This window comes from Pantoea sp. SGAir0184, from assembly GCF_043544755.1.
In genome coordinates, this window is record NZ_CP028051.1 from 411431 (window position 1) to 425620 (window position 14190).

General features: G+C 61.4%; 13 protein-coding genes. 9 read left to right on the top strand and 4 right to left on the bottom strand.

Translation table 11 applies throughout. The annotated features are described in order from the left end of the window. Window positions 1-11: 11 nt before the first annotated feature. From C1N60_RS22030 to C1N60_RS22045, 4 genes are all read left to right on the top strand, one after another. Window positions 12-911, top strand: a complete 900-nt coding sequence (locus C1N60_RS22030; RefSeq protein WP_059009254.1) for a LysR substrate-binding domain-containing protein — start codon at window positions 12-14, stop codon at window positions 909-911. A 92-nt stretch (window positions 912-1003) separates the two neighbouring features. Continuing rightward, window positions 1004-2299 (top strand): SLC13 family permease, encoded by a 1296-nt coding sequence (locus C1N60_RS22035; RefSeq protein ID WP_059009252.1) that lies wholly within the window; start codon window positions 1004-1006, stop codon window positions 2297-2299. Window positions 2300-2326: 27 nt separating this feature from the next. Next, window positions 2327-3184, top strand: coding sequence for an AraC family transcriptional regulator (locus tag C1N60_RS22040; protein ID WP_059009250.1), 858 nt, complete (start codon window positions 2327-2329; stop codon window positions 3182-3184). A gap of 35 nt (window positions 3185-3219) precedes the next feature. Next, window positions 3220-3627: a DUF2000 family protein gene (locus tag C1N60_RS22045; RefSeq protein ID WP_058770312.1), complete on the top strand. Its 408-nt coding sequence runs from the start codon at window positions 3220-3222 to the stop codon at window positions 3625-3627. On the opposite strand, the gene C1N60_RS22050 is transcribed toward C1N60_RS22045, so the two are convergent. After that, a complete protein-coding gene (locus C1N60_RS22050) occupies window positions 3602-4963 on the bottom strand; it encodes an amidase (protein ID WP_394521793.1) in 1362 nt (453 codons plus the stop codon). The two genes, C1N60_RS22045 and C1N60_RS22050, sit on opposite strands and share 26 nt — an antisense overlap. 3 nt (window positions 4964-4966) lie before the next feature. After that, window positions 4967-5788, bottom strand: a complete 822-nt coding sequence (locus C1N60_RS22055) for an MBL fold metallo-hydrolase (protein WP_394521794.1) — start codon at window positions 5786-5788, stop codon at window positions 4967-4969. Between the two features lie 79 nt (window positions 5789-5867). Between C1N60_RS22055 and C1N60_RS22060 the strand changes: the two genes are divergently transcribed. Next, window positions 5868-6797, top strand: coding sequence for a LysR family transcriptional regulator (locus C1N60_RS22060; RefSeq protein WP_394521795.1), 930 nt, complete (start codon window positions 5868-5870; stop codon window positions 6795-6797). Window positions 6798-6802: 5 nt separating this feature from the next. On the opposite strand, the gene C1N60_RS22065 is transcribed toward C1N60_RS22060, so the two are convergent. Next, complete coding sequence (locus C1N60_RS22065; protein ID WP_088517377.1) at window positions 6803-7495, bottom strand: SDR family NAD(P)-dependent oxidoreductase; 693 nt, start codon at window positions 7493-7495, stop codon at window positions 6803-6805. A 131-nt stretch (window positions 7496-7626) separates the two neighbouring features. Here C1N60_RS22065 and C1N60_RS22070 point away from each other — a divergent pair, with 131 nt between their 5' ends. After that, window positions 7627-8529 (top strand): LysR family transcriptional regulator, encoded by a 903-nt coding sequence (locus C1N60_RS22070; RefSeq protein WP_394521796.1) that lies wholly within the window; start codon window positions 7627-7629, stop codon window positions 8527-8529. Window position 8530: 1 nt separating this feature from the next. Here the strand turns inward: C1N60_RS22070 and C1N60_RS22075 are convergent, their stop codons facing one another. After that, window positions 8531-9565 (bottom strand): LacI family DNA-binding transcriptional regulator, encoded by a 1035-nt coding sequence (locus C1N60_RS22075; protein WP_058759034.1) that lies wholly within the window; start codon window positions 9563-9565, stop codon window positions 8531-8533. Window positions 9566-9782: 217 nt separating this feature from the next. Between C1N60_RS22075 and C1N60_RS22080 the strand changes: the two genes are divergently transcribed. The 3 genes from C1N60_RS22080 (at window position 9783) to C1N60_RS22090 (ending at window position 14181) form a co-directional block, all read left to right on the top strand. Next, window positions 9783-10811, top strand: a complete 1029-nt coding sequence (locus tag C1N60_RS22080) for an ABC transporter substrate-binding protein (protein ID WP_058759035.1) — start codon at window positions 9783-9785, stop codon at window positions 10809-10811. 89 nt (window positions 10812-10900) lie between these two features. Beyond that, window positions 10901-13123 carry an ABC transporter permease gene (locus tag C1N60_RS22085; protein WP_394521797.1) on the top strand — a complete coding sequence of 741 codons (2223 nt, stop codon included), beginning with the start codon at window positions 10901-10903 and terminating at the stop codon, window positions 13121-13123. Continuing rightward, entirely contained in the window at window positions 13120-14181 is a 1062-nt protein-coding gene (locus tag C1N60_RS22090; RefSeq protein WP_021508950.1) for an ABC transporter ATP-binding protein, read from the top strand. Before C1N60_RS22085 ends, C1N60_RS22090 begins: the two co-directional genes overlap by 4 nt. Window positions 14182-14190 lie beyond the last annotated feature (9 nt).

Sequence of the window (14190 nt, forward strand, 5' to 3'; positions counted from 1 at the left end):
AGGAAACCTTAATGCCTGCACCCGCGTCGCGTTTGCCGAAAATCAGCGTGATTCAGTCGTTCAAAGTGGCGGCGGAACTTGGTAGCCTTGCGAAAGCCGCCGCACAGCTGGCGCTGACGCCGGCTGCCGTCAGCCAGCAGATTCGTCAGCTGGAAGAGCAGCTGGGCAGCGCGCTGTTTGTGCGCACCCAGAGCGGGGTAATGCTGACGGAAACCGGTAAAGAGTATCTGCGCTACGTCAGTGAGGCGTTCGATATTCTGCATCTGGGGCAGCAAAATTTGCGCCATGCGGCCAGCATGCCGAAGCTGACGCTCTATTCACTGCCGGCGCTGGCGTCGAAATGGCTGCTGCCGAATATCACCGCCTGGCGGGCTCACTGCCCGGACTGCGAACTCAGCCTGCACGGCACTCATGCGCCGGTGGATTTCAGCGCCACACCGGCAGATTTTGTCATCTGCTTTGGTGAGGATCGCTACCCGCAACTCGACAAGCAACGGCTGTTCTGTGACGAGGTGCTGCCGGTCGCCAGTCCGGCGCTGATACAGCGTTACCCGGGCGAATCGTTGCTCAGCCAGGCGCCGTTGATCCATCTGGACTGGGGCAATGAAGGACGCTTTCTGCCCGACTGGCGCAGCTGGTTTCAGGCCAAAGGCAGCATGGAGCCGGCGGTCCAGCCGGCATTCAGCTTTAATCTCACCTCACTTGCGATCGACGCGGCGGTAGCCGGGGCCGGTGTGCTGCTGGGGCAGCGTCGCCTGATTGCCGGCGAACTGGCGCGCGGTGCGCTACAGGTGGTGGATCCGCTCAGTCTGCCGCTGAGCAAACCCTATTTCCTCGCCTGGCCACAGCGTTCCCGCAGTCAGCCCGGCAGCGAGGCGCTGATTAAGTGGCTGACGCAGCTGGCGAGTTAACAAACTGTTAACTGCCGCAGCGTTCTGCGACAGGGATTGCCCTATGCTGATGCGCTTTGTGCGCAGTTGCGAGGAAAGGGAGTTCAGGCACGATGATTGATACCTCATTCTGGCTGACCACGCTGGTGGTCAGCATCACAATTTTGCTGTGGGCGCTGGCGCGGTTGCCGGAATACCTTACCGCGCTGCTGTTTTTTGCGGCGGCGATGCTGCTGTCGATAGCGCCAGCCAGCAGCGTGTTCAGCGGTTTTGCCTCCTCAGCGTTCTGGCTGGTGCTGAGCGGTTTTGTGCTGGGCGCGGCGATCCGCAAAGTGGGCCTTGCCCAACGCTGGGCCAACTGGCTGGTGGTGCCGTTCAGCCAGAGCTGGCCGCGGATGGTGGCGGGCACGGTGCTGCTGAGTTATCTGCTGGCGCTGGTGATGCCGTCGAACATGGGACGCATTGCGCTGCTGATGCCGGTGGTGCTGGCGCTGGGCGAGCGGGCCGGTATCCGGCCGGGCAGTCGCGGCAGCATTGGGCTGGCGCTGGCGGTGGGCTTCGGCACCTTTCAACTCTCTGCCAGTATTCTGCCCGCCAACGTACCAAACCTGGTGCTGAGCGGCGCGGCGGAAAGCGCGTACCAGCTGCATTTGCAATGGCTGCCGTGGTGGCTGCTGCACATGCCGGTGGTGGGGCTGGGCAAAGGTATTCTGCTGGTTGCCTGCATTACGCTGCTGTTCCGCGCTCAGCCGCAGCCGGTGGCAACGCGGGAAGCATTGCCGGCGCTAAGCGGGCGCGAATGGCGGCTGATTGCCTTACTGGCCGTCACTCTACTGTTGTGGATGACCGACAGCCTGCACGACTTATCCGCTGCGTGGGTCGGGCTGGCCGCGGCGTGTCTGTGTTTGTTACCGCGCGTGGGCTTTCTTTCGGGCGACGATTTTGCTAGCGGCGTCAATTTCCGCACCTGCATCTATATCGCCGGCATTCTCGGCGTCGCCACGGTGGTGGTGGACTCTGGCCTGGGGCGGCTCATCGCCAATGCACTGCTTCACCTGCTGCCGCTGCATGACTCGCCGTCATTCAGTAATTTTGCCGTGCTCAATGCGCTGGTGACGCTGCTGAATTTTGTGCTCACCGCCAACGGCGTGCCGGCGATGGTGACGCCGATGGCGCAGGAGCTGGCTGCCGCTTCGGGCTTTCCGCTACTGAGCGTGGTGATGTTGCAGGTTTTTGCCTACGCCACACCGCTGCTGCCATATCAGGCGTCGCCCATCGTGGTGGCAATGGGGCTGGGGAATGTGCCTGCCAGAGCCGGTCTGCAGCTGTGCCTGCTGGTGTTTGTACTGAGCGCGCTGCTGCTGTTACCGCTGGATTATCTGTGGTTCCGGCTGCTAGGCTATGCCTGATACGCCGTCAGAGGTCACGAATTCGCTATGTCAGCTACTAACGATTGGGTAGATTTCCGTCGCGATGAGGAAACGGGCATCGAAAGTGTTAACGCGCACTTCTGCGGCCATGCTTACGATCCGCATGACCACGACGAACTGCTGGTCGGCGTGACGCAGCAGGGGCTGCAGCGCTTTAACTGTCACCGCGCGCTGCACACCAGCACGCCGGGCCGCGCTATTCTGATTGAGCCGGGCGCGGTACACGATGGTCACGCGCCCGATGCCGCCGGTTTTACCTATGTGATGCTTTATCTGCCGCAACCCTGGGTGGCGGAGATGATGCAGCGCCGCGGGCTGGGCGATGTGGCGAATATTCAGGGGGCATTTCGCTCCACGCTCACCGATGATGCTCAGCTGGCCTCTGCGATTCAGCAGGCATGGTTTGCGGTGCATCAGCGGGAAGGGCGGCTGGCGCGCGATCAGAGCCTGGATCATCTGCTCACGCTGCTGTCCCGGCATCTGGAAAATAAACCCGGCATGCAACTCAGTGACGCTCAGCGGCAGATGCATCTGCTGCGTGACTATCTGCACGATTTTATGGCGCAGGATATCGGGCTGGACGATCTGTCGCGCTTGTCCGGCATCGATCGTTTCCGCCTGACGCGCCAGTTTAAGCAGGCGTTTGGCCAGTCGCCGCACGCCTATCTGGTGCGGCTGCGGCTGCGTAGCGCGCGTGCGCTGCTGGCACAGGGCGTTGAGCCAGTGCAGGTCGCAGCGCAGGTGGGCTTTGCCGACCAAAGCCACCTTGGCCGCTGGTTCCAGCGCGCTTATCGTCTGACACCCGCCGCCTATCAGCGCCAGTGCACAAACGTTCTATACCGCTCTCTGCCGGCTATCCGATGATAGGATTTTTAATCCTCACCGGAGAGTTCTGACAGATGTTTGATACCAAAATTGCCCTGATCGTACGTGATGATTTAGCCACCTGGCAGCGCCTGAATGTGGTGGCTTTTCTGGCGACCGGCATTGCGGCGGCCGCGCCGGAGATGATGGGTGAACCCTACGTCGACGCGCTCGGTCGTCAGTACGGCAACATGGCCGGCCAGCCGATGCTGGTGTTTGCCGCCGATTTAGCCGGCCTGCAACGGGCGCATCGCCAGGGCGTAGAGCGCGAGTTAACGCTGATTCCCTACGTCGAAGCGATGTTTTCCACCGGCCACGATGCCGCCAACCGCGCGGTGTTTCTGGCCGAAGACGCCGATAATCTCAACCTGGTGGGCATCGCGCTGCGCGGCCCGAAAAAGGCGGTGGATAAAGCTATTAAAGGGCTGGCGCTGCACGGTTGAACGGCGGGTGCGCCTGTTCAATCTGTTCTGCCGCCTTTAACAGCACATCTTCCCGGTCGCGCAGTGCCAGAAGCTCCAGGCCGATGGGTAACCCTTCCGTACTCAGGCCGACCGGAATGCTGATTGCCGGTGCGCCGGTAACGGCTGAGATCAGCGCGTTGCTGCCAGGCTGTAACTCGCCATGCTTCACTGGCGGATGGCGGACTACCGGATAAGCGAGCAGGTCGATCTGCTGTTGCTGAAAAAACTGCGCCAGCTGCTGATACAGCCTCTGCTGGCGCAGTTGCACCTCGCGATAGCCGTCACTCTGCGTGCCGGGATGCTGCGCGCGGGTTTTGAAGGTGGCCTCCAGCTGGGGATGATAGCGCCCTGAGGCGGCAATCGCCGCCAGCGTGCGCAGCGGTGCCTCGGGTTGAAGCGCCAGCCAGGTGGCCAGCGCGTCGGCAAATTCATAGGCAATAATATTGGCTTCCGTCGCCAGCGTCTCCAGCTGCGGCCAGCTCAGCATGCGCGGCTGAAATGGTGCCACAGCATCCTGCACCGCCTGGTTGATCTCCGTTTCCTCTGCGGCAAATCCTTCCTGCCAGATACCGATGCGCAACGCCCGGTCGGGACGGGAAAAACGCTGGCCCGTGAGTATTTCACTGATCAGCCGCAAATCGGCCGCGTAGCGCACCAGCGGTCCGGGGATATCCTGGGTAGGCGACAGCGGCACGATGCCAGCGCTACTCAGTGCACCGCGCGTCATACGTAAGCCAAACAGGCCATTGAATGCGGCCGGAATGCGCACCGAACCGGCGGTATCACTGCCTATCGCCAGCGGCACGAAGCCTGCGGCCACCGCCACGGCTGAACCGCTGCTTGAACCTCCCGGAGAACGGCCTTGCTGCCAGGCATTATGGGTGAAGCCGCTCAGCGACGACGCGCCGGTGATGCCTGCCGCCAGTTCATGCATGGTGGTTTTGCCGATGAGGATTGCGCCAGCCTGACGCAGAGCCGTAACCAGCGGCGCATCCTCGCTGGCAATCACATCGCGCAGCAGCGCCGAACCGGCACTGGTCGGCCAGCCTTTGACTTCAATGTTGTCTTTAATCAGCAGCGGAATACCGGCCAGTGGGCCAACTGGCGCATTCTGCTGCCGTGCGGCATCGCTGGCAGCGGCCGCAGCCAGCGCGTCATCGGCAAACAGCCAGCTGATGGCGTTGTAGCGCGGCTGATCCACGTCAGCAATGCGCTGCAGCGCAAACATGGTGAGCTGGCGTGCGCTCACCCGGCGCTGGGCCAGCGCCTGTTGCATATCCCCCAGCGACGCGGTGAGGTAATCAGCGTATTGCATGGTTCAGGCCCCCACAGGAATCCATTGCCGCTCTGGCGAAACCCGGCCGAACGAACTGCCGGCAAAATGTGAGCTGCACCAGAGTGCCTGATGGCGGATGCACCAGTCTATCAGTAACTGACGTGACGTTACGGCGCGTGGTAAATCCTCACAAAAAACTGAGTTCCATTGCGGATGTGCAAACTGAACTGGATGATGCATCACATCACCGCTAAATACCGCATGGGCACCGGCGCTTTGCAGCACAATTGAAGCGTGATCGACGCTGTGGCCCGGCGTCGGCATATAGCGCAGCACACCGGCAAACAGCGGGGAGTGCTGCACATCAATGGTTTCCAGCTGGCCGCTCGCCAGCAGCGGCGCAAGGCTATCGTGATACAGCGCCTGCATCGACGGCGTGCTGCGGCACTGTGCCAGTTCACGCGCTGAACCGATGTAACGCGCATGACGAAACATCGGCTGCCAGCGGCCAGCGCGCCAGCAGGTATTCCAGCCGACGTGATCGGTGTGGATATGCGTCATCAGCACCAGCGTCACTTCATCAGGGTCGACGCCCGCTTCGGCCAGACGTTGCGGCCACGCGGTTTGCAGCTGGTGAAACAGCGGCTTGTTATCGCGGTTACGGCCATTGCCCGTTGCGGTATCAATCACGATGGTGTCGCGAGCGGTGCGCACCACCCAGCTATGGATGGATAGCTCTGCCGGCTGCTGTGCCAGCGTGTCGCCCATCGTCTCGCGGTGTGCCGGAAACAGCGCAGCGAAGGGGAGTGAGCTGGTCTGCTCGATCACTTTATCAATGCTGCATTCACCTATGTGCAGGGTCATATTGCCTCCTTAAGCGTGGTGCCTGTTATTACAGGTCACTATACTGAGGGCTGTTTCATTATTTAAATCGATTAAAATCATGAAAAGCATCAATGAAAATGATTTCAGCAAAATCGACCTTAACTTATTGATTGTGCTGCTGGTCATGTATGACGTGCGTAGCGTAACTCAGGCGGCAAGCCGGCTTTATCTGGGGCAGCCGGCGGTCAGCGCGGCATTAAAAAGATTACGGGCAATGTTTGACGATGCGCTGTTCGTGCGTTCCTCGCAAGGCATGATGCCCACGCCGCGCGCAGAGCAGCTGGTGCGCCAGATCGCACCGCTGCTGCAGAGCGTCCATCGCGTTATTTTCACTGCCGATCGCTTTGATGCCGCGCACGATAGCCGCAGTTTTACGCTCGGCATGAGCGACTGGCTCGAGCACTGGCTGATGCCCGATTTACTGCTGCAACTGGCCGACTCGGCTCCGAATATTGATATCCGGGTGGTGGCTGCCGATCCGTGGCAGGCCATTCCGCTGATGGAGCAGCAGCAGGCTGACGTGGTGGTGACCGTCGGAGAGGAAACCAGCCGCGATCTTACGCGGGAGCACATTGCGCGCGCCGGCTTCCGCACGGTATGGCATCGTGGACAAATTGACCTTGCGCCACCGCTGACGCTGGCGCAGTTCGTGCAGTATCAGCATGCGCTGGTCTCCTATCGCGGCGTGAGTGAAAGTGCGCTGGACGCTGCGTTAGCCCGCGAGGGACTGACGCGCCGCGTGCGTTATGTCACGCCGCACTTCTCGGTGTTACCGCTAATGTTGCAGCGTCTGCCGCTGTTCGCCACCGTTCCGCAGGGACTGATGCAGGCATGGCAACAGCGCTATGCGCTGAGTACGGCGGCGGTGCCGATCGGCATGCCGGATTATGCGCTTTCGCTGCTGTGGCATAACGCCCGGGCGGAAGACCCGGCGCACCGCTGGCTGCGCGCCACGCTGCGTCAGCTGATCGAACGCAAGCTGGCGTGAAACGTTTACCACGGCACTACGCGGCCGAGGTAATCGAGATAGTGCAGGCCGCCGCGTCCGGTCTGGCTTTCCACCGTGTTGAGCAGATTCGGGATGCTCTCCTCAATGCTCAGTCGCGCCCCGGCGCCGCCCATGTCGGTGCGCACCCAGCCTGGGGCCAGCAGCAGTAGCGTGCGCGCATCGTCGTGACGCGCGGCAAAGCTGCGCATAAACATATTCAGCGCCGCTTTACTGCCGCGATACACCTCGTAGTTGCCATGGGTGTTGTTGGTGAGACTGCCCTGGCCGGAGGACATCACCGCCAGCGTGCCGCGCGCGCTGACGTTATTTCTGAAGGTTTCCAGCACGCGCAGCGGGCTCAGCGCGTTGGTTACCATTACGCGAATAAACTCTTCCGTCGACACATCGGCAAGGGTTTCGCGATCGTCATTTTTCACGCCCGCGTTGACCAGCAGCAGATCGAACTGCTGGCCGCTTAGCCGCAGATGCAGGGCGTTGACCTCTGCTGGCACGGTGATGTCCACGCTCTCCACCGTCAGCTGCTGCGGGTAGCGCTGCGCCAGCTGTTGCAGCGCGTGAAGGGAGTGCTGGCGGCCGGTCGCCACCACCTGATAGCCACGCTGCAGCATATTCTCCGCCAGCGCGAAGCCGAGGCCGCGTGAAGCACCAATCAATAAAGCACGGGAAGCCTTGTTCATGACTCTCTCCTGGTGTTGGGGTGAGTGAAAAGTCTACCCTTGCATGACAACAGGCGGAACGCGCAGCATCTGCATAGATAACCTGCAGCAAACGCCTTGCCAGATGGCGCTCAATCAATAAGGATGATGCGATGAATACCGTCGATTTGAATTTACTTCCTGCGCTGGACGCGCTGCTCAGTGAAGGCAGCGTAGTGGGCGCTGCGCGTCGCCTGGGGCTGAGCGAGTCAGCGATGAGCCGCACGCTGGGGCGACTGCGTGCTGCCACCGGCGATGCGCTACTGGTGCGCGCCGGGCGCGTGATGGTGCTGACGCCACACGCCGAAGCGCTGCGCAGCCAGGTGCATGCCACTTTGCAGGACACGCAGGCGCTGCTGAGTCCACCCGCGCAACGCTTTGCCGCCGCTGAGCTGCAGCGCCACTTCACGCTGCGTACCAACGAAGGTTTTGTCGAAGCGTTTGGCAGCGCGCTGATCGCCGCAGTCCGCGCACAGGCGCCCGGCGTGCAGCTGCGCTTCATGCCGAAAGCAGAGAAAAATGATCGACCGCTGCGCAGCGGCGACGTCGATCTGGAGATTGGCGTACTGGGCAATATGGGACCGGAGATTCGGCTGCAGGCGCTGTTTCGCGATCGCTTCGTCGGCGTGGTGCGCGCCGGGCATCCGTTACTCGCCGACGTGACGTTGGCGCAGTTGGCCGCATATGGTCACATCGTAGCGTCAAGGCGCGATGAGCTGGGCGGGCCGGTGCATGAGGCGCTGCTCGCCGCCGGTTTTACCCGCCAGGTGGCGGCCGTGGTACCCGCTTTTTCCACTGCCGTCGCGCTCACGCTGCACAGCGACTGGCTGGCGCTGGTGCCGCATACGCTGTGCCTGCACCATCCGCTAATCAAAGATAATCCGGCGTTTGCGATGTTTGAATTACCGTTTGCCACGCCAGAGGTGACGGTGTCACAGCTATGGCATCCGCGACTGGAGCAGGATGCCGCACACCGCTGGTTGCGTGACACGGTGCGGCAGGTATGCCGCGCTTAGATCAGCCGCCGCGCACCGATCCGCGCCATACCACATCAGCCTGATACAGTAGCGTGTCGTGCTGCTGCTCACTCTGCGGCGTAAAACCACTCTCCGCCTGCTCGGTCTGCGTCAGCCACGCGATGGCGTCGCGGGCAAAGCGCTCCACCGGCTGGGCGAAGGTGGTGAGATTGTAAGAGGACCAGCCAGCCTGCGCGATGTTGTCGTAGCCGATCAGGCACAAATCCTCCGGTACGCGCAGCTGGAAACGGTGGCGCGCTTCATCCATGAAACCGCAGGCCATCAGGTCGGTGACGCAGAACACCGCGTCCGGGCGCTGATGACGCGTCAGCAGGCGATGCGCCAGAATCTGACCGCTCTCATACGAGGTGGTGCCGAATCGCTCCACGCTGACCGTCAGTCCGGCGCGCTCCGCCACAGCGATAAACGCCGCTTCGCGTTTGATCAGGCTCGGCGTACCGGCCAGCGAATTGGCGAACGCCAGCTGACGACAGCCGGCGCGCTGAAACGCCATCACCGCCGTTTCGGCCGCCGCCTGCGCGTCGAGGTTGATGCTGAGCGAGCCCGGCAGCGCTTCGTCGCGGTTGATCAGGATGATGCGCTGACCGTGCTGATAGCACTGGCGGGTGATGGTGCGATCCGGCATGCCGGAAAGGATGATGGAGGCGTCGGCGCGAAAATTGATCGCCTGCAGCAGCGCGGCGGAGACGCTGTTGTCGGAACGATCGGTATTAATCAGCATCGCCACTTTGCCTGCTTCCTGTAAAAACTGTGTCAGCCAGCGCACCAGCGTGGCGCGGTAAGGCGTGGCGATTTCAGAGACGATCAGGCAGACGATGCCGCTGCGGTTGCGCACCAGCCCGCGCGCCAGGTGGTTAACGTGATAGCCCAGCTCCTGCGCCGCTTTCATCACCCGGGCACGCGTGGCTGCAGAAACGCTGGCACCGGGCGTAAAGGCGCGCGACACCGCCGAGCGCGACACGCCCGCCCGATCCGCCACATCCTGTGCGCTCACCCCGGCTTTGTCATTCTGCATCTTCACCTCCTCACAATTACGGCTGAAAAGCAGTCTGCCGTAAATTGCAAAGCTGTGCAATTTGTCTGCGATCACATTTGTTGCATTTTTGTGACACAGCCTGTCAATTGCAGATTGCGCTATTTGACAGGCTATTTTCTGTTCATTACTAATTTGCACACACGTGCAAATAAAAACCTCTGTTAAGCACGGAACCCTGCCAACCAAGGAGAACATCATGCGCTACACCTCACTGGCCATCGCGCTGTCCCTCAGTTGCACCGCGCTGCCGTTTGCTGCGACGGCCGCTGGTAATCTCAATATGGTCTGCTCGGCGGACGTGGTGGTGTGCGAACACATGACGCGCATTTTCAGCCAGGCACATCCGGATATTAAAGTCAGCATGGTGCGCCTGTCGGCGGGTGAAGCCTATGCCCGCCTGCGCAGCGAAGCGCGTAACCCGCGCACCGACATCTGGTGGGCCGGCACCGGCGATCCGCATATGCAGGCGGCGGAAGAGGGGCTGACGCAGCCGTATAAATCGCCACTGCTCGACCAGCAGCAGGACTGGGCGCAGAAGCAGGCGGAAAACTCAGGTTACCGTACGGTGGGAATTTATGCCGGTGCGCTCGGCTGGGGCTATAACACCAAACTGCTGGCGGATAAAAAGCTCAAAGCGCCAGCCTGCTGGGCTGACTTGCTCGATCCGGCCTTCAAAGGCGAAATTCAGATTGCCAATCCGAACTCGTCCGGCACCGCCTATAACACCCTGGCGACGCTGGTGCAGATCATGGGCGAGGACAAAGCGTTTGATTACCTGAAAAAGCTCAATGCCAACATTTCCCAGTACACCAAATCCGGCTCGGCACCGGTGAAGGCGGCGGCGCGCGGCGAAACCACCGTTGGCATCGTGTTTATGCACGACGCGGTGGCAATGGAAGTCGACGGCTTCCCGATCAAAACCGTCGCGCCCTGTGAAGGCACTGGCTATGAGATTGGCTCAATGTCGATCGTCAAAGGGGCACGCAATCTGGCCAATGCCAAAGTGTGGTACGACTGGGCGCTTAGCGCCGAAGCGCAGTCGCACATGAAAGAGGCCAAATCCTTCCAGCTGCCGTCAAACCGCAGTGCAGAGATCTCCGAATACGCGCCGCGCTTCGAGAACATCAAACTGATCGATTATGACTTCAAAACCTACGGCGATTCCGCCAAACGCAAAGCGCTGCTGAGCCGCTGGGATAAAGAGATCGGCGCCAGCGCGCAGTAATGCCGCATCGCCGGACGCTGCCGCTCACGGCGGCTTACCGATTCCGACAGCGCTAAGGATGGCGCGATGATCCCGCATTGAGGTAACACATGAACGCAAATAATCGCCGTCTGACAGGCGCGCTGCTGCTGGGCGCCGTCGCGCTGTTGCTGCTGCCGTGGTACAGCCTGGAAGCAGGCTTTTTCGATAGCGGCTGGCTGCTTAACCTGTGGCGTGATGAAGCCAGCGCGCCGGCGCTGTGGCAGATCGGCAGCCATCCATGGCTGGCGCTCGCCGTGGCGCTGCTGGCGCTGTGCGCCGCCTGCGGTTTACTGCCCTGCAGCGCGCGCAGCCGGTTGCTGCTGCTGTTCAGCGCGCTGGGCGTGATCTTCCTGATTGTGGAAGGGCACGCGATTGGCTACAGCGGCTGGAGCTGGCTGTGGCTGGAAAATCGCTTCGGCGCGCTGCCGCAGGGACAGCCAGCGATGGGCGCTGGCGCGCTTCTGCTGCTGACCGTGTTTTTGCTGCTGTTCTCGTTTGCGCTGGCCGAACGCGGCGTGCTGAAAGGCGATGCCTTTGTGGTGGCGTCGCTGGTGCTGCTGACTGCGCTGGTCAGCATCTTCGTACTCTATCCGGTGCTCAGCATGTTTGTAGTATCGGTGCAGGACGTTGACGGCAGTTTCAAACCGGACGGTTTGATCAGCAATCTGCAGGACCCGTCGATCTGGAGCCTTGCCTGTCTGAAAGGCGGCACCTGCGGCACCGCGTGGCGCACGCTGTGGCTGGCGCTGATGACTGCCAGCGGTTCGACGCTGCTGGGTCTGGCCTTTGCCCTGGCGGCAACGCGCACGCCGCTGCCCTGCAAAAAAGCGCTGCGCATGCTGACCATTCTGCCAATCATCACGCCACCGTTCGTGATTGGTCTGGCGCTGATTTTGCTGTTCGGTCGCTCGGGCGTGGTGACGGAGCATCTGGCGGCGCTTTTTGGCATTGAGCCCGGCCGCTGGCTGTATGGCCTGACCGGTATCTGGATTGCCCAGGTGCTGTCGTTCACGCCGATTGCCTTTCTGGTGCTGATTGGCGTGGTGGAAGGCGTCAGTCCGTCGCTGGAAGAGGCGTCGCAAACGCTGCGCGCTAACCGCTGGCGCACCTTCAGCCGCGTTTCGCTGCCGCTGATGGCGCCGGGTCTGGCCAATGCCTTTTTGATCAGCTTCATCGAGAGCATGGCCGATTTTGGTAATCCGATGGTGCTGGGCGGCAGTCACGGCGTGCTCTCTACCGAAATTTTCTTCTCGGTGGTAGGCGCGCAAAACGATCCGAGTCGCGCCGCGGTGCTGGCGATGATTTTGCTGTGCTTCACGCTGGCCGCCTTTGTGCTGCAGCGGCTGTGGCTGGGTGGCAAAAACTTCGCCACGGTGACCGGCAAGGGCGACGGCGGCAAACATGGTCAGCTGCCGCGTTTGCTGCGCTACAGCGTGTACGGCATGGTGATTCCGTGGGGTCTGTTTACCCTGGTGATCTACGGCATGATTGTGGTGGGCGGCTTTGTGCAGTCGTGGGGCCTGAACGATGCGCTGACCATCGATCACTACGTGCGCGCTTTCCGCGTCAGCGTCAGTGACGGTCATCTGCTGTGGAGCGGCGTGGCGTGGAACTCGTTCTGGACCACGCTGGAAATAGCCCTGATTGCCGCACCGCTCACCGCCGTGGTGGGCCTGCTGACCGCCTGGCTTATCGTGCGGCAGAAATTTGCCGGTCGCCAGACGTTTGAGTTCCTGCTGATGCTGAGCTTTGCCATTCCCGGCACGGTGATCGGCGTCAGTTATGTGATGGCCTATAACCTGCCGCCGCTGGAGATTACCGGCACGGCAATGATCCTGATTGCCTGTTTTGTGTTCCGCAATATGCCAGTCGGCGTGCGCGGCGGTATCGCAGCGATGAGCCAGCTGGATAAGAGCCTTGATGAAGCCTCACTGACGCTGGGCGCCAGCAGTTTCCGCACGCTGCGCAAAGTGGTGCTGCCACTGCTGAAACCGGCGATCAGCGCGGCGCTGGTGTACGCCTTTGTCCGCGCCATTACCTCGATCAGCGCGGTGATCTTCCTTGTCAGCGCCCAGTACAACATGGCGACGTCCTACATCGTCGGGCTGGTAGAGAATGGCGAATACGGCGTCGCCATTGCTTATTCGACAGTACTGATTGTGGTGATGCTGCTGATCATTGGCGTGTTCCAGTGGCTGGTGGGCGAACGTCGCCTGCGCCGCGTGGCGCGCCCGGTGGACGTCGCCGCGCCACCAGCTTCCCCTTCGTTAACTCAGGAGAGTGCCGTATGACCGCGATTACTGCTGGTTCCGTGGTGTTTGAACACGTCGAGAAACGCTTTGCCGGTTTTACCGCGCTGCCGGATTTATCGCTGACGGTGGAGCCTGGTACGCTGGTGACGCTACTGGGGCCTTCCGGCTGCGGCAAAACTACCACGCTGCGCCTGCTGGCCGGCCTGGAGCATCCGACTTCGGGGCGCATTTTGATTGGTGGTAAAGACGTGACGCATCTGCCAGCCAACGAGCGCGACGTGGCGATGGTGTTTCAATCCTACGCGCTGTTTCCGCATATGAGTGCGCTCGACAACATCATGTACGGCCTGCAATCGTCCGGCATGAGCAAAAAGGAAGCGCAGGATCGTGCGCGCGAAGGGCTGAAACTGGTCGGGCTGGAGAGTCAGGGGCAGCGGCTGCCGTCCGAACTCTCCGGCGGGCAGCAGCAGCGCATTGCGGTGGCGCGCGCGCTGGTGCTGGAGCCGCAGGTGCTGCTGCTGGATGAGCCGCTCTCCAATCTCGACGAGCGCCTGCGCCGCCGGGTGCGAACCGATATTCGTGATTTGCAGCAACGGCTGGGCTTCACGGCGGTGTATGTCACGCACGACCAGGAAGAGGCGCTGGCGGTGTCGGATAAAATTATTGTCATGAAAGAGGGCGATATTGCTCAGCAGGGCGCGCCGGAAAGCCTGTATCACGCGCCCAATTCGGTGTTCATCGCTGACTTTATGGGCGAAGCCAATATTCTGCCGTGCGAAGTCGAACAGGTAGAAGGCAGCGAAGCGCTGGTGCGACTCGGCAGGCAGCGCTATCGCGTGCGCGGTAACGGCGTTGCGACCGGATCCGCGCAGCTGTCGGTCAGACCACAGTTCATTACCCTGCACAGCGGTGCTGAAGGCGCACTGCGCGGCGAGGTGACACACGCCACCTGGCTGGGCGATCACATCGAATACGAGGTCAACACGGAACTGGGCTCGCTGTTTATCGTCGATGCGCAGATGGAGCAGCAGCTGCCGCTGGCCGCACGGGTGGCGATTGATTTTAAACCTCAGGGTCTGGCCCTGATTGCCGGTTAATTTAAGGAT

Excerpts from the sequence above, each read along its gene's own strand:
- C1N60_RS22080 (WP_058759035.1), top strand. The coding sequence starts at position 9,783 with ATGCGCTACACCTCACTGGCCATCGCGCTGTCCCTCAGTTGCACCGCG.
- C1N60_RS22060 (WP_394521795.1), top strand. The coding sequence starts at position 5,868 with ATGAAAAGCATCAATGAAAATGATTTCAGCAAAATCGACCTTAACTTA.
- C1N60_RS22090 (WP_021508950.1), top strand. The coding sequence starts at position 13,120 with ATGACCGCGATTACTGCTGGTTCCGTGGTGTTTGAACACGTCGAGAAA.
- C1N60_RS22045 (WP_058770312.1), top strand. The coding sequence starts at position 3,220 with ATGTTTGATACCAAAATTGCCCTGATCGTACGTGATGATTTAGCCACC.
- C1N60_RS22070 (WP_394521796.1), top strand. The coding sequence starts at position 7,627 with ATGAATACCGTCGATTTGAATTTACTTCCTGCGCTGGACGCGCTGCTC.
- C1N60_RS22040 (WP_059009250.1), top strand. The coding sequence starts at position 2,327 with ATGTCAGCTACTAACGATTGGGTAGATTTCCGTCGCGATGAGGAAACG.
- C1N60_RS22085 (WP_394521797.1), top strand. The coding sequence starts at position 10,901 with ATGAACGCAAATAATCGCCGTCTGACAGGCGCGCTGCTGCTGGGCGCC.
- C1N60_RS22065 (WP_088517377.1), bottom strand. The coding sequence starts at position 7,495 with ATGAACAAGGCTTCCCGTGCTTTATTGATTGGTGCTTCACGCGGCCTC.
- C1N60_RS22055 (WP_394521794.1), bottom strand. The coding sequence starts at position 5,788 with ATGACCCTGCACATAGGTGAATGCAGCATTGATAAAGTGATCGAGCAG.
- C1N60_RS22030 (WP_059009254.1), top strand. The coding sequence starts at position 12 with ATGCCTGCACCCGCGTCGCGTTTGCCGAAAATCAGCGTGATTCAGTCG.
- C1N60_RS22035 (WP_059009252.1), top strand. The coding sequence starts at position 1,004 with ATGATTGATACCTCATTCTGGCTGACCACGCTGGTGGTCAGCATCACA.
- C1N60_RS22050 (WP_394521793.1), bottom strand. The coding sequence starts at position 4,963 with ATGCAATACGCTGATTACCTCACCGCGTCGCTGGGGGATATGCAACAG.
- C1N60_RS22075 (WP_058759034.1), bottom strand. The coding sequence starts at position 9,565 with ATGCAGAATGACAAAGCCGGGGTGAGCGCACAGGATGTGGCGGATCGG.